Source organism: Pseudoalteromonas sp. T1lg10, assembly GCF_002964545.1.
Taxonomy (GTDB): Bacteria; Pseudomonadota; Gammaproteobacteria; order Enterobacterales; family Alteromonadaceae; genus Pseudoalteromonas.
The window spans coordinates 69157-90235 of record NZ_PQBV01000001.1 but is presented as its reverse complement, the minus strand read 5'-3'; the positions used below and the strand labels follow the sequence as shown (position 1 = coordinate 90235).

Sequence of the window (21079 nt, the reverse complement as noted above, 5' to 3'; positions counted from 1 at the left end):
TCTTTTTTACTAAAGCGCCGTCAGAAACATTATGTAAACGCAAAAAGTTGCACCCGAGCTTTTGCTGCGCGACACTGCGTCGCGAAAATATAACAACTAGGATGGAACTATGCGTTTATCTCTTATTGGCGCCGCGATTTTAGCGACGACCATAAACTCAGCCCTTGCCGACGAAGGCATGTGGCAGCCGCATCAATTACCGCAGCTAGAGTCAGTATTAAAGGAAAAAGGCCTTGAAATCGACCCTAAAAACATTTCTAAGCTGACCGAATTTCCAATGAACGCTGTGATTAGCCTGGGTGGCTGTACGGCTTCTTTTGTCTCTCCTAAGGGCCTGGTTGTTACTAACCACCACTGTGCCTACGGCTCGATTCAGTACAATTCGTCGCCGGAGAATAATATTCTGCAAAATGGCTTCCTGGCAAAAACCTATGGCGAAGAGCTGCCAGCCTCTCCGGGCTCACGTGTTTATGTGACCGAAGAAGTAACCAATGTCACCGACAAGGTTAACGCCCAGCTCAACGACTCTATGGATGGTAACGCGCGCTACAAAGCGATTGAGCAAGCCCAAAAATCTTTGGTTGCCGAGTGTGAGCAAGGCGGTGGCTACCGCTGTAATGTGTATAGCTTCCACGGCGGTTTAGAGTATTACCTGATCAAGTCTTTGGAAATCCAGGACGTGCGTTTGGTTTACAACCCGGCACAGGGTATAGGTAAATACGGCGGCGATATTGATAACTGGATGTGGCCACGTCACACCGGCGACTATTCTTTCTACCGCGCCTATGTGGGTAAAGACGGCAAGCCAGCGCCTTTCAGTGAAGAGAATGTGCCCTTTAGCTCGGATTCATTCCTAAAGGTCAGCGCCAAAGGTGTTAAAGAAGGTGACTTCGTTATGGTTACCGGCTACCCGGGTCGCACCAACCGCTATCGCACCAATGCCGAGGTAGAGCATCAATTTACCGAGGTGTACCCTAAAGCCAAGGCCTACCGTGAACAGTCCATGGATATCATCAAGGCCACCGCCGAAGAAGGCTCTAAAGCCCGTATCGCCTATGAAAGCACGCTGGCGAGTCTGGCCAACTATGCGAAAAACTACGGCGGCATGGTTAACTCGTATCAAACAACCGATATGCAGGAGCGCAAAGATAAACTGGCCACCGAGTTGGCAAGCTGGATCAATGCTGATAAAGCACGTAAAAAACAATACGCTCATGTGCTTAAAGAGCTTGATAGCTTGATTGCCAAGTCACAGGCCAGCAGCGAGCTGGATTTAATCCTGGGTTATTTAAACCGCAGCGCCATGATGTCAACGGCAAGCCGCTTGTATCGTCTTGCTAACGAGCAACAACTGCCTGATGCCCAGCGTGAACCTGGCTATCAAGAGCGTGATATGACCCGCTTCAAAGCCGGCATGACCAGCCTGTCGCGTCGCTATGACGATGCCGTAGATATGGCACTAATGGCCCACTTTGTTGATCTTTACGCCCAACTTGAGCCGCAACAACGCGTTGCATCTCTGGATAAGGCACTTGGCTTAGACAAGGGCTACAGCAAGGAAAAAATGGCTAAGACCTTAGCCGCCATGTACAAAAACACCGAGCTTAACGATGAGCAAGTACGTTTAGCCTGGATGGATAAGTCGGTTACCGAGTTTAAACAAAGCGATGATGCCTTTATTAAACTGGCAGTTGCCACCTATGAGCAAATGCGTGAGCGTGAGCTAGAAGACAAGGCGTTAACCGGTGAGCTTAATAAAATTCGCCCACAATATATGGCCGCGATTATTGCTTACAACCAGGAACAAGGCCTGCCTGTGTATGCCGATGCCAACAGCACGTTACGTGTAACCTATGGCTCGGTTAAGGGCTACAGCCCGCGCGACGCCCTGACCTATACGCCGTTTACTACCCTTGAAGGGATCACCGAGAAATACACGGGTGTGGCACCTTTTGATGCGCCAGCAGCACAAATGGAGCAAATTACCGCCAAAAACTACGGTAGCTACGAGATGTCCAGCCTGGGTTCGGTGCCGGTTAACTTCCTAAGTACAGTAGATACCACAGGTGGTAACTCTGGCTCGCCAACGCTTAACGGTAATGCCGAGCTGGTGGGTTTATTGTTCGACGGTGTGAGCGAGAGCATCATCGGCGACTGGGACTATGACGCTAACTTAAATCGTTCGATTCATGTAGACAGCCGCTATATGTTGTGGGTTATGCGCTATGTCGATAAGGCCGATAACCTGCTTAATGAAATGGTAATAGTGAAATAAACTAATTCCACCGCGAATTATTCCATATAATTTAAAGCGCCACCCGGCGCTTTTTTTATGCGCATAAAAAATACAAAAACCACCTCATTTATGGCATTTATCGCGCTGACAATTTACATTTATATTTTAATCCCTAAACTATTGTACATATGAAGGGGTCTATTTTAGTTAGTCTACAAATCATTGATTTACGTGGACTCACTCAACTAGGCCTTGGCTCTAATGGGTTTAACAACTAGAGGTAGGCATGAGTGAACATCATGACAAGTACAGTATAGAAAATACCGATTACACCGTCGGCCAGGATAACGTGCAAAAGTGGGGGTTTGATGTTCATAACCCTGTTTTCGGCATTAGCGCAGGCCTTATCATCATCTTTTTGGTAGCTATTCTGGTTACCGATCCAGCCACCGCGAAAAAGGCCCTGGACGGCCTCAAATGGGACATCATAGGTAATTTTGATGTGTTATTTATGTGGGCGGCCAACCTCTTTGTGCTCTTTTGTTTGGCCTTGATCGTCTCCCCTTACGGTAAAATTAAACTCGGCGGAGAGTCGGCAACGCCTTCACACTCGCGCATTTCCTGGCTGGCCATGCTTTTTGCCGCCGGCATGGGGATAGGCCTGATGTTCTGGGGCGTAGCCGAGCCGGTGGCTTATTACACGGGTTGGTACGAAACACCGCTAGGCGTCGAAGCCAATACTCCAGAGGCGGCGAAGACCGCTATGGGCGCTACCATGTTCCACTGGGGCCTGCATCCTTGGGCCATCTATGCGGTGGTTGCACTATCGCTGGCCTTTTTCTCCTATAACAAGGGCTTGCCGCTGTCGATTCGTTCTATCTTCTACCCCATCTTAGGTGACCGCGCCTGGGGATGGCCAGGCCATATAATCGACATTCTTGCGGTACTGGCGACACTATTTGGTTTAGCTACTTCTCTGGGTTTAGGTGCGCAGCAAGCCTCTGCCGGCTTTAATCATGTCTTTGGTACCGACGGTGGTGTTGGTTTGCAAATTGGCGTGATCATTGGTGTTACCCTGCTGGCCATAATCTCGGTGGTGCGCGGCATCGAAGGCGGGGTAAAGGTATTAAGTAACGTCAATATGATACTCGCCTTTGCGCTCTTGTTATTTGTTGCTCTAGTTGGCTTTGCTGCCGCCATGGGCAACTTACCGAACACCCTGCTTGGCTATATCGAAAATATTATTCCTTTGAGTAACCCGCATGGCCGTGAGGACGAAACCTGGATGCACGGCTGGACGGTATTCTATTGGGCCTGGTGGATTTCATGGTCACCTTTTGTTGGCATGTTTATCGCCCGTGTTTCCAAAGGCCGCACCATTCGCGAGTTCCTCATTGCTGTCTTGCTTATCCCGACCTTAGTGACCGCGCTTTGGATGTCAATTTATGGCGGTATCGCCATAGATCAAGTGGCCTCAGGCCTGGGATCCTTAGGTGAAAAAGGCCTGACCGAGGTGCCGCTGGCCATGTTCCAAATGTTTGAACAGCTGCCTATGGCCAAGGTGCTCTCCTTTATCGCCATAGTGTTGGTACTGGTGTTCTTTATCACCTCTTCCGACTCGGGCTCCTTGGTTATCGACTCGATCACCGCCGGTGGTAAAGTGGATGCGCCGGTACCACAAAGGGTCTTTTGGGCCTCTATCGAAGGCGCGATTGCCGCAGCCTTGCTTTGGATTGGTGGTAAAGAAGCCATGGAGGCACTGCAAGCTGGCGCCGTTTCCACCGGCCTGCCCTTCACCATAGTGCTGTTGCTGATGTGTGTGAGCTTGATTTTAGGTTTGCGCACCGAGCCCAGACCTTAAACCTGGGATTTGGGGATTATACAAAACGCCGCATCAGCGGCGTTTTTTTAACCTGAGGTTTGGATAAGGGATGAGCTAACTTATTGTTTTTAAATACTTACTATAAATTACCCCTTGTCTAGCCAGAGAGTTTTAGGGATAACCAGGCGAATTGATGCACCAATAGCTGGCTATTGGAAGTGAATTCAACGCAGTTAGCGCCAAAACTGGCTGCTAGAAAAGCATTCGCTATCCGAAGTTCAGGTTTTTTACATCCACAGCTGGTTGAGCTGGGTGTCACTGCGATAATGATAGCGCAACTGGGCTTGCAATAATTCGGCGGTAGCCAAGGCGTCTGTCATGGCATTATGCACACCATAAGGAGGCAAGTTATAGCGGGCACGACAATCAGATAGACGCAATGAGCCTATTTTCTCTCCCAGCAAGCGCCCGATAAATCCGCGCCGCGCCTTTAACGCCTGGCGCTCGATGGCCATGGTATCAATGAGCGCAAATTCAATGCTTTCGTTGATGCGTCGTAACAGGCTGTTGGCCAAAAATGGCCGCTCTATGGCATGGTAATGCACCACCACCACCTTTCCTGCTATAGCCGCCAACAAGGGTTCAAGTACCTTGCTTAAGTCCGGCGCATCTTCAACTTCGGAATGGGTAATGCCGTGGATCACTATGGACTGCTCCGCCAAATTTCGTTTGGGTTGCACCAACCAGTGACGGGCCTGCCGGCAATAAATGCGCTGCCAGGTAAAGGGCACCAGACCAATGCTGACAATTTCATCGCCGGCGCTGTCGAGCCCGGTGGTTTCAAAGTCCAGAGCCACAAACTGCGCCTCGCCTAGGGTTTGCTCACCGCTCGCGATGCCGGCTCGATAAAATTGCTGCAATTGGGGATGTTGAGCTTTATTGGCCAGCTGCTGGTAGCGTGCTGGCCAGTCTATAAGGTGATCTGACAACACTAGTTTAACCCATTACCGGTTTGATAACGGAACTTAAGAAAGCTTTGCGCCTTTTCTAAGATGGCAAAGGCTTCTTTTAAATTACGCTGCTCGAATGGCGATAACAAATTCGGATCCAGGTTGTTGTCCGGGTTTTCACCCTGCTCGATTTGCCAAGCCTGATGGCGAATGCGCATCATGGCAATATACTCCAGGGCATCGCGAAGATCCTGGGCTTTACCCGGTGGCAATAGCTTGGCATCGATAATGTCTTCCAGGCGCTCAAACGAATTTTGCTTACGCGAGCCAACCGCCAGGGCATGCACACGAATAACATCCGATAATGGCGCCGTACCGCGACGTTTTAGGTTCATGGAATGCTTGTGCTCGCCGTCGTGTTCTAACACAAAGCCCTTAAAAAAGCCCAGCGGCGGCGTACGGTTACGGGCATTGGCCGCCAGGTTTGCCAAGAATTTACGATTGGCCCGCCCTTCCTTGGCGATATAAGATTTAAGCTCTTCCGCCCACTTGGTTTTGCCCCACACACCATCCAAATCGAAAAAGATTGAACTGTGTAACAGGGCTTGCGGCTTGGGCTCGGCAATCCAGGTGGCGAATTGCTCGCGCCATTGACTGCGGGTAAGACGCCATTTTTTAAACGACGCCATGATCTCGCCATCGCAATAGGTATAGCCACACGCCGCCAAACCATCACAGACAAAATCTGACAGCGCCTGAAAGTAAGCGTCATGCTCCTGCTCGTTAAAGCTATCGTCAAGAATAATGGCGTTATCCTGATCCGTAACTATGAGTTGCTCGTCCCGGGCCATGGAACCCAGGGCGATAAAACAATAAGGAACCGGCGGCGGCCCCAGCTTTTCCTCAGCCAGGGCCAGCAGTCGCTGTTTAAAGGTGCGGCCGATCACCGCCATGGCCGTACCTATCATATGAGAATTAGCATCTTCGTTGACCATGCGCACAAAGACATTGGGCAGCTGCTTGGCAAAATGAGTGAGATCGTCCACCGTTTGCTGGGCAAGAATTCCACGCACCAACAGCAGGCTGCTTTGCGACTCGTAACGCAAAATGTCCGATAAGGAGATCACGCCAATGGGCTTGCGCTTATGCAAAATAGGCAAGTGATGAACATTGTCCCTGAGCATGGCCAGCACCGCCTCAAACACATAATCATTGGCATCGAGTAAGGTAAGATTAGTGGACATCACCTCATGGGCCGGCGTGACCAGGCTTTTCCCCAGCGCCACCACCTGAGAGCGAATATCCCTGTCTGTGATAATCCCCACCACCTGACCGTCGTCTTCTTCTGGGTCATCGCTAATGGGCTTGTTGGGATCGGTAACCAAGACACTGGAGATATGCTCATCGCTCATCAGCAGAGCCACCTCCTGAATACTGGCATCGGCGGAGACGGTCACAACATCCCTGTGTAACAAGGCCTTAACCTTAGCGGTGGTTAAATCATTGCTGTCCGCTTGCTCGACTATGGCCTGGTGCAAACGTACATTGCCATCGGCCTCAAAGTAGTCGGCAAACACCTCGAATTTATCGCAGTATTCGGTAAATAGTTCCACATCGATGCAATAAACCAGGGTGTCTTCTATGGCGGTGACGGGAAAACGCACCTTGCGATTCATCAGCAGTCCCATCTGCCCAAAAATACCGCCGCTGTCCATACGGTTGTAAAGCTCACCACTGCGCCGGTAGGATTCCACCGCGCCGGAGCGAATGACATAGAGGTCGGCAATATCGTCGCCATAGTAAAGAATATCCGTACCGGCACGGAAATAAGCGACTTCGACTTGTTGCGCAAGATGGGCTAAGGCATCTTCGGGGAGCTCGTCAAAGGGTGAATGACTAGTGAGAAATTGAGCTATCTCAAGCTGCTCTGCCTGCATAGTGCATCCTTTAATCTGCGGCTAATAGGCTGAAGCTTAATATAAATTGGGGTAAAAAAAAATGTCCGCGATATTCGCGGACATTCAGATCAGGAGGCTTGCTCAAGCTCGGCGGCGAGTTGTTTACTTTCATCCGCCCTTGGCTTGGTAAAGCGTGCCAGGCCTAAATACACCACAGGGGTGAGGAATAAGGTAAAGAGTACCGCCAGGGCCAAGCCACCGAAAACAACCCAACCGATGGCGCTACGGGCTTCGGCGCCGGCACCGGTAGAGAGAATCAATGGCAAGGCTCCGAGCAAGGTGGAAACCAAGGTCATGGTTATTGGGCGCAGGCGCACCAGAGCTGCCCGCTCAACCGCTTCACGCACCTGGTAGCCTTTATCTCTTAGCTGGTCGGCAAATTCCACCAGCAAGATGGCGTTTTTGGCGATAAGGCCAATCAACATCACCAGACCGATTTGCGAGAAAATATTGAGCGAGGTACCGGTGAGATACAAGGCCAAAATTGCCGAACTAATGCCAAAGGGCACAGTGATCATCACCACCACGGCGCTATTGACGCTCTCAAACTGAGCCGCCAACACCAAAAGCACTATGACAAAAGCCAGCACATAGGTCAGCACCACCTCATTGGCGGTTTCCTCAAAGGTGAGCGCTTCTCCTTTAAAGGCCAGAGTTACGCTGCTGGGCAAGGTGTTTTCACCAATATCACGGAGCTGATCAACCAGATCACTCATGGCCATATCCGCTGGCAACTGCATATCCACTTCGATGGCGCGGCGCTGGGCATGGCGTCCTAACTCCGCAGCCACGCCTTCTTCACTGATGGTGGCCACCGAGCTTAGCGGTACCAGTTGACCATTGCCACTACCCACATAGAGGTTGGCCAGATCGCTTGGCGAATTGATGGTGCGGTTCTGTGCCTGCAACATAATAGGAATGGATTGGTCGCCAACGTTCAAGTCAGCTACATCGTCGCCGTTGATGGCGGCACGCAGGGTTACGGCGATATCACTTAGCTCTACGCCTAACTCCTGAGCGCGGCGGCGATCGATATTCACTCTGAGCTGCGGCTGCGACGGCTGATAAGAAATACGCACCGGCGCCACCTCAGGAATGGCCTGCTCTACCGCCTTGACATAATCCTGGGCCGCAGCATAGATAAGCTTGTAGTCCTGACCTAACAAGGCCAACTCAACGCCACCACCTTGACCGCGTAAGTTCAGACTGTTTGAGCCAAATGCCCGCGCCGGAGCGCCGGGAATATCCCCTAAGGGGGCCCGCAGCTTGTTGATAATTTCCTGTTGGCTGAAATGGCGCTCGTCCCAATGCTTCAGCGGCACGGTAATAAAGACAATATTCGGATCCCATTGCCCCACCACGGTATAGATGGACTCGATCTCACCACTTTGCACATAAGGGAGAAGCACGTCTTCCATCTGTTTCGACTGACGGTCCATAAAGTTCAGACCAACGCCATCCGGGCCACGGGCAAAGATACGTATTTTACCCCTGTCCTCAGACGGCAGAAGTTCATTATCAAGCTGTAAATACAGGGCTCCTGAGCCAGCGGCGACAAGCAGGGAAACGGCAAAGGTCGCCCAGGCATGGTCTAACACCTTCCTAATGCACCACTGATAAGCACCCGCCAATCGATTACCCAATTTAGCAAAAGGATGACGGCCACCGGATTTTGGCTTTAATTTTGAGGTTAAGGCCGGGACCAAAGATAAGGCGACAAAGCTGGAGATGATCACGGCCCCAGCCAGCACACCACCGAATTCACGGAATAAGCGCCCGGCGGTAGAAGGCAAAAAGGCGATGGGCACAAACACGGCGGCCAATACGGCCGTGGTGGCAACCACGGCAAAGAACACTTCCCGCGTGCCTACCACAGCCGCAGCGCGGCGGCCAAGGCCCATGCTGCGCTGACGCTGGATGTTTTCGCTCACAACTATGGCATCATCAACAATCAGGCCTGTGGCCAGTACCAGGGCCAGCAGGGTAAGAATATTGATTGAAAAGCCCAGCGCCCAAATAAGAGCAAGTGAACCGATAAGCGCCACCGGAATGGCAAAAGCCGGTACCAGGGTTGCCCGCCATGAGCCGATAAAGACCCACAGGGTGATCACCACCAGCACTATGGTTAGCACCAGGGAGTTAAGCACCTCATCCACCGAGCTGCGAATAAACTGGGCATCATCTGAAGTCAGAGTAAATTCCATTTGCGGGAAACGCTCACGCATGCGCTCAAGCAACAAGAGAACTTCATCGGAAATTTCTATGGTATTGGACTGAGCCTGACGAATGACTTCCATGCCGATCACCGGCTTGCCGTCTAAACGCACCATGGAGCGCGGATCAGCCGGGCCAAAATAAACGGCAGCAATATCGGCAATACGAGTATCGCCGCGGACTATGATATCCCCTACCTGCTCGGCACTGACAGAGGTGGCATCGGCACGTACGATAAGCTGTTGGTCATCGGATTTTAAGCTGCCCGCTGGCACATCAAAAGGCGCCTGACGCAGCGCCGCCGCCACATCCGGGATAGTAAGGTTAAAGCTGCTTAGCTTTAAGGGATCGATGCGCACCCGCATCACCCGCTCACGGTCGCCGTTAAGGCGCACGTCGGCAACGCCGGGTATGGTCAAAAACTGCGGCGCCAAGTCGGTTTCCACGCGCTCGGTGAGCGCTTCTAAGGACAGGGTTTCGCTGCTTACAGTCAGTGACACCACGGCTTCGGCATCATTATCGGCCTTGATAATGGACACCCGCTCTACCTCTTCCGGTAACTCCCTTTGTACCCGGGATACTGATTCCCGGGTTTCATTGGCGGCATCGTCGAGATTGATACCTGGGCGAAACTCAACACTGATACGGGCACTGCCCTCTTCACTTTGGGCGCGAATAGACTTAACACCACTGACGCGGGCCACGGCGCCCTCAAGTTTACTGGTGACTTCTGTGTCTACGGTTTCCGGTGAGCCACCTGGGAATGAGGCAGAAACGGTAATGCGTGGACGGTCGACATCCGGCAACTCCCGTACCTCAACGCCAGCAATGGCGGCGATACCGGCTATGATGATCAGCAGGTTCAACACCACTATTAGCACTGGCCGGCGTATCGCCATTGAAGGCAAGTCTTGAATTTGCGTATTAATTTGCTCGCTCATGGCTTAATTCCTGTCCGCCAACTGAGTCTGCTCAAACTTTACGCTTTGATTGGCGCGTAAACGCTGCACGCCTTCAACTATCAGTAGCTCGCCTTCATCTAGGGCACCGCTGACCAAGAGACGTCCGGAAAGGCGCTGGGCAATTTTCACATCCACTCGAGTGGCTACATTATCCACGCTTTTCCATACATAAGGGCCGGTTGCGCCCCAAAGCAGCGCCGCTTCTGGCACCACGGCGTAGGCGTCGCCCTGCATACTTAACCGCACACGAAAGCTCATACCGGGAATATAAAGCGCGTCGGAATTATTTATCTGGGCTTTAACCCTAAGAGTGCGCGAGTCAGCATCGATACGTGAATCAAGCTGCGCGATTTTCGCTGTAATCGCCTCTTGTTGCTGCCAAGGCTGTACGCTCACTTCAGCGCCGGCTCTGAGCATGGTCAGGGCCGCCTCTGGAGCGTTGAAATTGATATACAAGGAAGTGATGTCATCTATGCTGGCGATGGCGGTTTGCGCGCTGATGCGGTCACCCACCTCCACATCGGTAAGCCCCATCACGCCGGCAAAAGGCGCGCGCACCTGACGGTCTTCAAGCTCGGCTTGGGCCTTAGTCAGCGCGACCTTGGCCAGATCCCGTGCCGTTAACGCATTGTCTCTGTCACTTTTAGGAATGGCGCCCTTGGCAAAGCTGTTTTGCAAACGCTCCAGGGTGCGCTCGGCATCGGCCAAACGGATTTTGGCCTCTTCCAACGCCGCGCGCTGCAAGCGTGAGTCCAGCTCAAGCAAAAGCGCTCCGGATCCGACCTTTTGTCCCGGCGTAAAGTGAACCCCTGTGACCCTATCGCCCACGGCCGGATACAAGACCACCGAATGAATGGCCTCGGCACTGCCGACCGCCTGAACCTCTTGCTGTGAGTGCTCTAAACTCACATTTTCCACCACTACTTTGGTGGCCTTAGCGAGCGCTGGCATAGTGATTATTAAACTACAAATAATTGCACTGAAAAGCTGTCGCAAACTAAACCTTCCTTCTTGTTATATACCAACTCATGTCGGCTATTAGGGTAATTATCCTGTTGTGTGAGTGTAACAGCTCGTCGCTCTGAGACTCTCCCTAGCTTCGGTCAATTCCCGATATAGCGCGACTAGTTACATTAACGCATTACAGATACGTACTAATTGATAGCATTAGATCACAAATCATCGGCCTTGAAAGCCGGTTTTACATATCTTTACTTTCGCTGAACCGCGCTCGCATAATTGAGGGAGGAAATGGATTTGCACCCGCTTCCGGGAAAAGAATATTAAAAAAGGGGTCACATACCCCTCTATCTAATCATTACATTTTTTTGGTCAGTAACACCCCATCGACAACCATTTGGTACTGACCATCGACCTCCTGAGGCGGCTGCGTTACCGCAAAGCGGGTATTGATAAATCCAAAGCCAACGATAAAGTCGTCGCCTTCAAACTCTTGTAAAGCCGCGTTTATGGAGGTTGTGCCACCATTTTTAAGTCGTTTATAATCGACCGTGCCATCGGCGAGTATCAGCAACCTCATCTCAGGACTTTCCCATACACCTACATAAGCTTGCCTATCCGAAGGTATTGGCTTGCTGCATCCAAATAGCAGCACGGCTAAAAACGCAATCACGAGTCCTTTTTTCACTATTTATCTTCCTTTTTGTTTAGTACTTCATTAAATACCTTGTCCCTAATCGCTTTATAAGCGCTGAAAACATTGTCGTTAGAGACATCATTGCACATCAATGCAAATGACAATTTTAATTGCGGATATCGTGCAAAATAGGTGGTAGTTCCAAGCCACCCCCCAGAGTGAGCAAACTCCCTGTACCCTTTAAATTCACTGATAAACTGACCATTGGCATAGCTCGATACAGCTGAGGGGCCAATATTGGCGTTAGGGGTATTCATCATGGCTATCAACTGTTCTGGATCCTGACCCAAGCTTGGCGCAGTAAATTGATTATTCCAGATTAATAAATCGTCTAGAGTGGTATGCAGGCCACCATCCCCGACCCAGAATAGGTTGGTCATGTCGGTTACATAGGTACCGTCAGGCTCTTTTTTGTAACCCGAAGCTCGGTTTTTTACCACCTCGACGGGGTTATCACTAAAAAAAGTGTGTTTCATTCCCAAAGGGGTGAACATCTGCTCTGAAGAAAACTGCCGCAGTGATTTGCCAGAAACCTTTTCGACGAGCATAGAAAGAAGAAAATAAGCCAGGTTCGAATATTTGAATTCCTTGCCGGGTTCCTGCGCTAACGGTACGGTTTTTACGACATTATAGAATTCATCAATGGTTAGATAATCTTCATTACCGAGACGAAATTGCCCTCCGGCCGCGGATCTTAACTCTATTGCCTTATCACTTACTTCCCCTTCATAGGAAGGCGCAATAAGGTCATAATCTCCCATTCCTGCGGTGTGCCCTAACATTTGGCGAATACTGACCTTGCTTTGATACTCCCTTAGCGCTGGCAGATAAGTTCGAATGTCTTGATCTAAGTCGATCTTTCCTTGCTGAACCAAGAGCAACACGGCCATAGCAGTAAACTGTTTAGAAACCGATGCCATTCGGTGAACCTGGTTGCCATCCAAGGGAACGTCTAACTCGAGATTAGCCAATCCATATCCGCGTTTGTGAATAAATTGGCCCTGATGACTTATTCCTAAATTACATCCTGGTGCGTCCTTGTCGATAGCAGCGTCCATGATGCTATCAACCTCTGAGCTAAGCGACGCGCTAGCAGTGTTTAAATTGAATGCAAGTAATATGGCAAGTGGCGCGCGTTTCATATCATCCCTCTACCGACAATGCGGTTTAATCTATTGCCAACAGAAGCTACTAACCTTCTGTTAATACGGATCCTTTTCGTAAACTCTAAGCCTTAGCCATAAAAAAAGGAAGCGATAGTCGCTTCCTTTTTTAAGTATATAAAATTAAATTATTTATTTGCTGCGCGCTGTTGGTCTTTAAGCTGCTGCTTTAGCTCTTTGCGCTTATGCAGCATTTCCTGCGCTTCATGACCAATATGGCCTTCGCCACGCTCTTTGGCCAGCTCGATTTGCTTTTGACGCTCAGCAAAACGGGCACGCTGCTCATCGCTGACATTTTCGTGGCAGTGGTGGCAAGAAACCCCCTGCATATATTCCGGCTTTTGCTTGTCATCTTCGGTGATAGGCATGCGACAGGCATGGCATTGGTCGTATTGACCCTTGTTCAGGTCGTGATCAACGGCTACGCGGTTATCGAATACAAAACACTCACCCTGCCACATGGTTTCTTCTTTCGGCACTTCTTCCAAGTACTTTAAGATACCGCCTTCAAGGTGATACACCTCTTCAAAGCCCTGTTCTTTCATATAGGCGGTGGACTTTTCACAGCGGATACCACCGGTACAGAACATGGCGACCTTTTTATGCTTTTTCGGGTCAAGGTTTTGCTCGGCCCAGGCTGGGAACTCGCGGAATGTCTTGGTTTTAGGGTCAACCGCGTTCTCAAAGGTACCGATTTCGATTTCATAATCGTTACGGGTATCTACCAATACCACATCAGGGTCGCTGATCAGGGCGTTCCAGTCTTTCGGCTTCACATAAGTGCCCACCACTTCACGCGGGTCGATACCTTCAACACCCATGGTAACGATTTCTTTTTTCAACTTTACCTTGGTGCGGTAGAAAGGACATTCATCATCAAAAGATTCTTTAGAAACGATATTGTCCAGGTTCGGTTGCTTATCTAGCCAGGCCAGTAAGGCATCGATACCTTCGCGCTTACCGGCGACCGTACCGTTAATACCTTCGTTGGCAAGCAATAATGTACCGCGTACATCATTGGCCAGCATCACATCAAGAAGAGGTTGACGAATTTGTTCAAAATTAGGAAGCGCGACAAACTTATAAAGCGCACACACGACGTATTGTTGTGACATTAATATACCTATTTATTTGCTTTTAACTCTACCGAATCGTAAATCCGGCGCATTAGGGAGGCGTATTTTACCCATAATGGCTGAAAACGCAAAATTAGCTGCCAGAGGGCCGTCGCAATACGTTATAATAGCGCTGTATTAACTGTATTTTTTGTTGGAGAGTGAATTTGCAATTCAGTGATTTGGGTATCGATACGCGCCTGTGTGCACAAATAACGCACCAGGGCATTACCACACCTACCGATATTCAAGCCCAAGCTATTCCCTTGGCGTTGGCCGGGTACGACTTATTTGCGCAATCAAAAACCGGCTCGGGCAAGACCTTGGCGTTTTTGTTACCTGCGGTACAAAGGGTGATGAAGCAAAAGGCCTTATCGAAGCGCGACCCTCGGGTGTTGATCGTTACTCCTACCCGTGAACTTGCGACCCAAGTTTATACCCAACTGCGCTTGCTGATTGCCGGCACCGCCCTGAGCGCCGTAAAAGTGCTTGGCGGAGAGAACTATAACGATCAGGTGAAAGCACTGCGCAAAGACCCGCATTTTGTTGTTGGCACCCCGGGACGTATTGCCGATCACCTCGAAGACCGCTCTTTACACTTGGCCGGTCTGGAAATGCTGATTTTCGATGAAGCTGACCGTATTCTTGATTTAGGCTTTAGTGAGCAAGTCGAACTTATCAATAAAAGCGCCGACCACCGCCTGCGCCAGAGTCTGTTGTTTTCGGCTACCTTGGAGCACGCTCAAGTAGGTGCCCTATCGCGCAATTTATTGAAAAACCCTAAGGGTGTAAGCATCAGCGCCGCCACCGACGAGCATGGTGACATCTCCCAACGCCTGTATTTAGCGGATCATCTCGACCATAAAGAAGCCTTGCTTGACCATCTGCTTGCCAACGAAGAAGGCTTAGGTCAGTGCATTATCTTTACCGCCACCCGCGAAGATACCCAGCGCCTGTGTGATAAAATCAGCAAGCAAGGCTTAAAGGCCGTAGCGCTTGAGGGTACCCTGGCACAAAATAAGCGCCTGGATATCATGGATAGTTTCAGCCGTGGCCTTTACCAAGTGCTTATCACCACAGATGTGGCCTCGCGCGGGCTGGATCTTTTAAATGTGACCCATGTTATTAATTTCGATTTACCGAAAAACGCCGAAGAATACATCCACCGCATAGGTCGTACCGGTCGCGCCGGATTTAAGGGCTCAGCCATTTCCCTGGTAGGCCCGAAAGACTGGCAAAGCTATTTAGCCATTAACCAGTTTATGCGCCGTCCTCTGCCTTTTAGTGAAATCGAAGGCCTGGTAGGTAAATTTAAAGGCTTTACCCAGCCTAAGCCTAAGATCAGCAAGCCTAAAAAAGCAGATAAAACGGCAGCACAAGGCAGTAAATCAGCAAAAGTAAAATCGCGTAAGGGTCCTGCCGCTAAGGCTAGAAAACCCATTGCCGCGCCATTTGACCCTAATGCCATGGGCTCACTAAAGCGTAAACCAAAACCGATGCAGGATGAGGAAGAATAATGAGTAGCTTAGGACAATGGCAAACCCTGTTTGTCGATGAAGTAGCCGGCGAAGGCCTGTATTTACACAGCCCAGACTTGGGTGAAGTATTCCTACCCGCAGAGCAGACCCCGGATGAGATTGAGCGCGGCGATAGCCTAAGCGTGTTTGTTTACCTGGATAACATGGGCCATCCAACGGCGACCCGCACTAAACCCAGAGCCCAGGTGGGTGATTTTGCCCTGCTCCAGGTAAAACAAGTGAATCAAATCGGCGCCTTTTTGGATTGGGGTCTAGAAAAAGATCTACTGGTGCCCTTTAATGAGCAAAAGCCACGCATGCAACCCGAGCGCAGCTATCTGGTAAAACTTTACCTGGATAACGCCTCAAAGCGTATTTGCGCATCCAGCAATCTTAACAAGTTTGTTGGTCGCGCCAAGCCAAATTATAAAAACGGGGATCAGGTTGAGATCATAGTAGCGGCGAAAACCGACCTTGGTTTTAAAGTAATAGTCGATGAGCTGCACTGGGGTCTTATTTTCCACAACCGCGTGCACCGTAACCTCTTTGTCGGCCAACGCTTAAAAGCCTATGTGCAGCAGTGCCGTGAAGATGGCAAAATTGATATCCTGCTCGAAGCGCCTGGGATGGCGAAAATCGATCCTCTAAAGCAGCAGATCCTTGATGAACTAAATAATAAAGGCGGCATCCTGCCCCTAGGCGATAAGTCGACCCCGGAGGCAATTAAGCGTCAGTTTGGCACCTCAAAAGCCAACTTTAAAAAGGCCATAGGCGGCTTGTTTAAAGACGGGCTGATTGATATCGAAGCCACACAGATAAAACTAAAAACGCGACCTTAAGGTCGCGTTTTTTTTATTTAATCGGCTGATAGCTTAAATCTTCATAAGGCAGGGAGCAGCGTACATAGCGCTTAGCGTAATCAACCACCTCATCTCTATCCGTTATGGTTAGTGGTGCCAGGCGAAAAACACGTTCATTACACTCGGCATGCTTGATGTCATGAAGCTGCTCACAATCACTCACCGAGCGCTCGCTTTCAAGCAACCTGCTGGAGTTGCTGTCGCAAATAGCGTACACATGTTTTGTCAACGCGTCTTTCAAGGCAAAAAGGTCAACCTCACCCTTTCTAGCCTCGGAGAGAACTAGATTCAGCGCTGAGGCATTACTTTGAGACCTTGTGTGTTCAAGGTAATAATACCCAGCCGCCGCCAGGGCAGCGATAAACACTAAATATTTCACCTTAGTCTCCTAGACTCTCATTGATGGCTTTCAATACGGCAACCGGGTCTTCAGCCTGGGTAATTGGACGCCCTATTACCAGGTAGTCGCTGCCGCTTTCAATCGCCTGCTTTGGCGTCATAATGCGCTTTTGGTCGCCCGCATCACTGCCTGCTGGTCGGATCCCCGGCGTTACCAGTTTAAAGTCAGCACCTAAGTGTTGCTTAAGCGCTTGCGCTTCTTGCGCCGAGCACACCACACCATCAAGGCCTGCCTGCTTGGCTAACTCTGCTAAATACAATACTTGCTCTTGCGGGGTCTTTTCAATACCTAATTGTTTTAATTGCATTTCATCCATGCTGGTAAGCACGGTCACGGCAATTAACAAGGGTGCTTTATCGCCAAAAGGTACTAATATTTCCTTCGCCTTTTGCATCATTTCCACACCACCGCTGGCGTGCACGTTAACCATCCATACACCCAGTTCGGCAGCGGCTTTTACCGCTTTAGCAACCGTATTAGGAATATCGTGAAACTTTAAATCCAGGAATACATCGAAGCCCAACTCTACCAATTGCTTTACAAATTCCGGACCGAAATGAGTAAACATTTCCTTGCCAACTTTAAGGCGGCAGCTATCCGGAGATAATTGTTGTACAAATGCCAATGCCTTGGCTTTATCATCGTAATCTAAAGCGATAAGAACTTTTTTAGAGTCAACAGCGTTCATGTTTTTCCTGTTTAAAAACCATCAAGCCCACGGCTTGGTTGCATAGATTCCCAATGACGACAAGACGGACACAACCAATAATGACTGTGACTTTGAAAGCCGCAATGCTGACACTGAAAATCTGCTTTGGTATCTATGTATGATTGAATAAGTTTATCTATTGGGTTTAGCGCTTCATCAAGCTGCGCGTTTTGCCCTGCAAGTAATTGTAGCAAAAAACGAAAGCCGCGAATATTAGGTTGTTTCTTTAAACTCTTGGTGATGAACTCAACCGCTTGTTTGCGCTGCCCGGCATCAAGCAAGTGCTGGCAATAGTGAATTTTAAGACCAATACCGCCTTTATCGACCAGCTCGGCCAACAAGTGTTCAAACTGATGCTCTAGCTGCAAATGGTGGTAGCTCTTGCTTAAGCGCTCAAGCACTAAGGGGGAGCTAAAGGTAAACTGGCAAATTAAATCACGCCAATAATGAATGGCCTGCACATAATCTTCGCGCTCATAGGCCAATTGCCCAAGTTCATACAGAGGACGTACGCTCGGCTCACCCACGCCCAAGGCCTGCGACATTAGCTCAGGTGCATGATCCGCAGCACCGGCTTCACAATAAAAATTAGCTATGGCAATTTTTTGCTGACGCTGGGTAAATAGATGAGCATAACGCTGATGCAAGGCAATGCCTTTGTGCCATTCACGGGTCTGCGAATACAAGGAAATTAGCGGTTCAAGCGCCTGAGGTCGTTTTTGCTTAATAAGAATAAGCAGGTGCTCTTCGGCACTGTCCAATAAGCCGGCAAGGATATAGTCCTGCGCCAACTCCAGGCGACAGGTCGTCAGCTGGTCCTCGTTAAGATTAGGGTGTTCAAGCAACAATTCGTGGATTTTAATGGCACGATCCAGCTCACCACGGCGACGAAACAAGGTCGCCAAAGTCAAATAATGCTCCACCGAGTCGGCGGATACTTCAAGAAGTTGAATTAGGTGCTCAAGACCCTGATCGTCTTCCCTATCGAGAAGAAACTTCAGGCCTTTGCTGTATTCTGCGGTGATTTTACGACTGTGCTGATGAGCTTGATTTTTAGCACTGTTTTTACCCATGATCCAGCCGTAACCGGCGGCTACGGGCAAGAGTAAAAACAACAGCTCCAGCATAACTAGTTATCTTTTACAGATGCCAGAGCGGTACTTTGACTTTGCTCTTGGGCACTACGGGAAAGTTGCTCGTTGCGTTTTTGCAAGCGATAGTTTTGCCACTTTAACTTTGAAAATAAGCGGAAGCTAACAAAGCAGCCTAAGACTAATCCGACAATAAAACAGACGCTCATTAGCGCGGCTAATGGCATGGTGGCGCTGGCAATAAGGTAATTGACCTGGACTAGCTGTGGATTTTGCGAACCTAGTACAAAGGCAATAAAAATACACAGTACAAACAGAATGAACTTTACAACCTTCACTCAGCGGTTACTCCATCCGTGATGATTAAATACTGGCGTTAACGCGGTCGCGTAATTCCTTGCCCGGTTTAAAGTGCGGCACGTACTTACCGTCTAGCTCAACGGTTTCCCCAGTCTTAGGGTTACGACCTGTTCGCGGTGCACGGAAATGTAGAGAGAAACTACCAAAGCCACGGATTTCGATGCGCTCGGCTTCAGACAATGAACCGGCCATCTGTTCTAGAATTTCTTTAACGGCATTCTCAACATCGCGGGCTTGGATATGAGCGTGACTTTGTGCAAGTTGTTCTATTAGTTCTGACTTGGTCATAATGTTTCCTTAGGGGCTTACAAAGGAAGGGCTTGCGCCCTTCCTAAGACAAGACTAAATATTAGTCTTTCTGTGCATTTTTGAATGCAGCAGCCATAGCATTTTCGAACTGAGGCTCGTCTGCCTTCAACTTCTCTAATGCTTCTTTTTCTTCAGCTTCGTAAATCGCTTTAACTGAAAGGCTGATAGCGCGGTTCTTACGATCTACGCCAACAAACTTAGCTTCGATTTCGTCGCCTTCAGAAACAACGGCAGTTGCATCTTCAACACGCTCTTGTGCAATGTCAGCTACACGGATGTAACCTTCAACGCCTTCGATAAGCTCTACAGTTGCACCTTTAGCGTCAACAGCAGTTACTTTACCTTTAACAATAGCACCTTTTTTGTTTGCGTCCAGGTAGTTATTGAAAGGATCAGCTTCGATTTGCTTAACGCCTAGAGAGATACGCTCACGCTCTGGGTCAACCTGAAGTACGATAGCAGTGATTTCGTCGCCTTTCTTGTACTCACGTACAGCTTCTTCGCCTGGAGTGTTCCAAGAGATGTCTGAAAGGTGTACAAGACCGTCGATGCCACCGTCAAGGCCGATGAAGATACCGAAGTCAGTGATTGACTTGATCTTACCAGTAACTTGGTCGCCTTTGTTTTGTAGACGAGCAAATTCTTGCCAAGGGTTAGCTTTACATTGCTTAAGACCTAGAGAAATACGACGACGCTCTTCGTCGATTTCTAGAACCATTACGTCTACGTTGTCACCTAGTGAAACAACTTTAGATGGGTGGATGTTTTTGTTAGTCCAATCCATCTCAGAAACGTGTACTAGACCTTCTACGCCTTCTTCGATTTCAACGAAACAACCGTAGTCAGTTAGGTTAGTTACACGACCAGATAGCTTAGCGCCTTCTGGGTAACGGTTAGCAATTTCTTGCCATGGATCTTCGCCAAGCTGCTTAAGGCCTAGAGAAACACGTGTCTTCTCTTTGTCAAACTTAAGAACTTTAACGTTGATTTCGTCGCCAACATTTACGATTTCTGAAGGGTGCTTAACACGCTTCCACGCCATGTCAGTGATGTGTAGTAGACCGTCAACACCACCTAGGTCAACGAACGCACCGTAGTCTGTAAGGTTCTTAACGATACCTTTAACTTCTTGACCTTCAACAAGGTTCTGAAGAAGTTCTTCACGCTCTTGTGAGTTTTCAGATTCGATAACTGCACGGCGAGAAACAACAACGTTGTTACGCTTCTGGTCAAGCTTGATTACTTTGAACTCAAGCTCTTTACCTTCAAGGTGAGTTGTGTCACGTACTGGACGAACGTCAACAAGTGAACCAGGTAGGAAGGCACGGATAGAATCAACTTCAACAGTGAAACCACCTTTAACCTTACCGTTGATAACACCAGTAACAGTTTCGTTTTCTTCACATGCTTTCTCAAGGCGGATCCACGCTTCGTGGCGCTTCGCTTTCTCACGAGAAAGGATAGTTTCACCGAAACCGTCTTCGATTGCATCTAGAGCAACATCTACTTCGTCACCAACAGCAACTTCTAGTTCACCAGCAGTATTTTTGAACTGCTCTGCAGGGATAGCACTTTCTGACTTAAGGCCAGCGTCTACAAGAACAATGTTGTTCTCGATAGAGATTACGGTACCTTTTACGATTGAGCCCTGTTGAGCTTCAAAACCCTGTAGGCTTTCTTCAAATAACTGCGCAAAATTTTCTGACATACTTAATACGTCTCTATAAGTTAAATTCTCCACGTCGCGTCACTGCTC

At 49.3% G+C, this 21079-nt stretch carries 17 protein-coding genes; 4 read left to right on the top strand and 13 right to left on the bottom strand.

Going from position 1 to position 21079, the window contains the following annotated elements; translation table 11 throughout:
* The first annotated feature begins 109 nt into the window (after positions 1-109).
* Together C2M17_RS00370 and C2M17_RS00365 are read left to right on the top strand one after the other, a co-directional pair.
* Complete coding sequence (locus C2M17_RS00370; protein ID WP_105198914.1) at positions 110-2275, top strand: S46 family peptidase; 2166 nt, start codon at positions 110-112, stop codon at positions 2273-2275.
* A gap of 247 nt (positions 2276-2522) precedes the next feature.
* Positions 2523-4097 (top strand): BCCT family transporter, encoded by a 1575-nt coding sequence (locus C2M17_RS00365; protein WP_105198913.1) that lies wholly within the window; start codon positions 2523-2525, stop codon positions 4095-4097.
* A 248-nt stretch (positions 4098-4345) separates the two neighbouring features.
* Here the strand turns inward: C2M17_RS00365 and C2M17_RS00360 are convergent, their stop codons facing one another.
* The 7 genes from C2M17_RS00360 to trhO all read right to left on the bottom strand — a co-directional run bounded on the left by C2M17_RS00360 (position 4346) and on the right by trhO (position 14077).
* On the bottom strand, positions 4346-5047 hold the full coding sequence (locus C2M17_RS00360; RefSeq protein WP_105199093.1) for a 3'-5' exonuclease: 702 nt from the start codon (positions 5045-5047) through the stop codon (positions 4346-4348).
* A 2-nt stretch (positions 5048-5049) separates the two neighbouring features.
* Positions 5050-6945, bottom strand: coding sequence for a DUF294 nucleotidyltransferase-like domain-containing protein (locus C2M17_RS00355; protein WP_105198912.1), 1896 nt, complete (start codon positions 6943-6945; stop codon positions 5050-5052).
* Positions 6946-7034: 89 nt separating this feature from the next.
* Positions 7035-10121 (bottom strand): efflux RND transporter permease subunit, encoded by a 3087-nt coding sequence (locus C2M17_RS00350; protein ID WP_105198911.1) that lies wholly within the window; start codon positions 10119-10121, stop codon positions 7035-7037.
* Positions 10122-10124: 3 nt separating this feature from the next.
* A complete protein-coding gene (locus C2M17_RS00345; protein WP_105198910.1) occupies positions 10125-11093 on the bottom strand; it encodes an efflux RND transporter periplasmic adaptor subunit in 969 nt (322 codons plus the stop codon).
* A gap of 367 nt (positions 11094-11460) precedes the next feature.
* Complete coding sequence (locus tag C2M17_RS00340; RefSeq protein WP_105198909.1) at positions 11461-11790, bottom strand: hypothetical protein; 330 nt, start codon at positions 11788-11790, stop codon at positions 11461-11463.
* Positions 11790-12941: a serine hydrolase domain-containing protein gene (locus C2M17_RS00335; protein WP_105198908.1), complete on the bottom strand. Its 1152-nt coding sequence runs from the start codon at positions 12939-12941 to the stop codon at positions 11790-11792. The genes C2M17_RS00340 and C2M17_RS00335 overlap by 1 nt, the downstream gene beginning before the upstream one ends.
* A 149-nt stretch (positions 12942-13090) precedes the next feature.
* The gene (gene trhO, locus C2M17_RS00330; RefSeq protein WP_105198907.1) at positions 13091-14077 is read right to left on the bottom strand and encodes an oxygen-dependent tRNA uridine(34) hydroxylase TrhO; all 987 of its coding nucleotides are present in this window, start codon (positions 14075-14077) and stop codon (positions 13091-13093) included.
* A gap of 167 nt (positions 14078-14244) precedes the next feature.
* Between trhO and C2M17_RS00325 the strand changes: the two genes are divergently transcribed.
* Positions 14245-15594 carry a DEAD/DEAH box helicase gene (locus tag C2M17_RS00325; protein ID WP_105198906.1) on the top strand — a complete coding sequence of 450 codons (1350 nt, stop codon included), beginning with the start codon at positions 14245-14247 and terminating at the stop codon, positions 15592-15594.
* The gene (locus C2M17_RS00320) at positions 15594-16433 is read left to right on the top strand and encodes a CvfB family protein (RefSeq protein WP_105198905.1); all 840 of its coding nucleotides are present in this window, start codon (positions 15594-15596) and stop codon (positions 16431-16433) included. Before C2M17_RS00325 ends, C2M17_RS00320 begins: the two co-directional genes overlap by 1 nt.
* A 13-nt stretch (positions 16434-16446) precedes the next feature.
* Here the strand turns inward: C2M17_RS00320 and C2M17_RS00315 are convergent, their stop codons facing one another.
* The 6 genes from C2M17_RS00315 to rpsA all read right to left on the bottom strand — a co-directional run bounded on the left by C2M17_RS00315 (position 16447) and on the right by rpsA (position 21031).
* On the bottom strand, positions 16447-16833 hold the full coding sequence (locus C2M17_RS00315; protein ID WP_105198904.1) for a hypothetical protein: 387 nt from the start codon (positions 16831-16833) through the stop codon (positions 16447-16449).
* 1 nt (position 16834) lies between these two features.
* Positions 16835-17542 (bottom strand): orotidine-5'-phosphate decarboxylase, encoded by a 708-nt coding sequence (pyrF, locus tag C2M17_RS00310; RefSeq protein ID WP_105198903.1) that lies wholly within the window; start codon positions 17540-17542, stop codon positions 16835-16837.
* Positions 17543-17553: 11 nt separating this feature from the next.
* On the bottom strand, positions 17554-18690 hold the full coding sequence (gene lapB / locus C2M17_RS00305; RefSeq protein WP_105198902.1) for a lipopolysaccharide assembly protein LapB: 1137 nt from the start codon (positions 18688-18690) through the stop codon (positions 17554-17556).
* A 2-nt stretch (positions 18691-18692) separates the two neighbouring features.
* Entirely contained in the window at positions 18693-18992 is a 300-nt protein-coding gene (locus C2M17_RS00300; protein ID WP_105198901.1) for a lipopolysaccharide assembly protein LapA domain-containing protein, read from the bottom strand.
* A gap of 25 nt (positions 18993-19017) precedes the next feature.
* Entirely contained in the window at positions 19018-19302 is a 285-nt protein-coding gene (ihfB, locus tag C2M17_RS00295; RefSeq protein WP_105198900.1) for an integration host factor subunit beta, read from the bottom strand.
* 61 nt (positions 19303-19363) lie between these two features.
* On the bottom strand, positions 19364-21031 hold the full coding sequence (rpsA, locus tag C2M17_RS00290; RefSeq protein WP_105198899.1) for a 30S ribosomal protein S1: 1668 nt from the start codon (positions 21029-21031) through the stop codon (positions 19364-19366).
* Between the last annotated feature and the right edge of the window lie 48 nt (positions 21032-21079).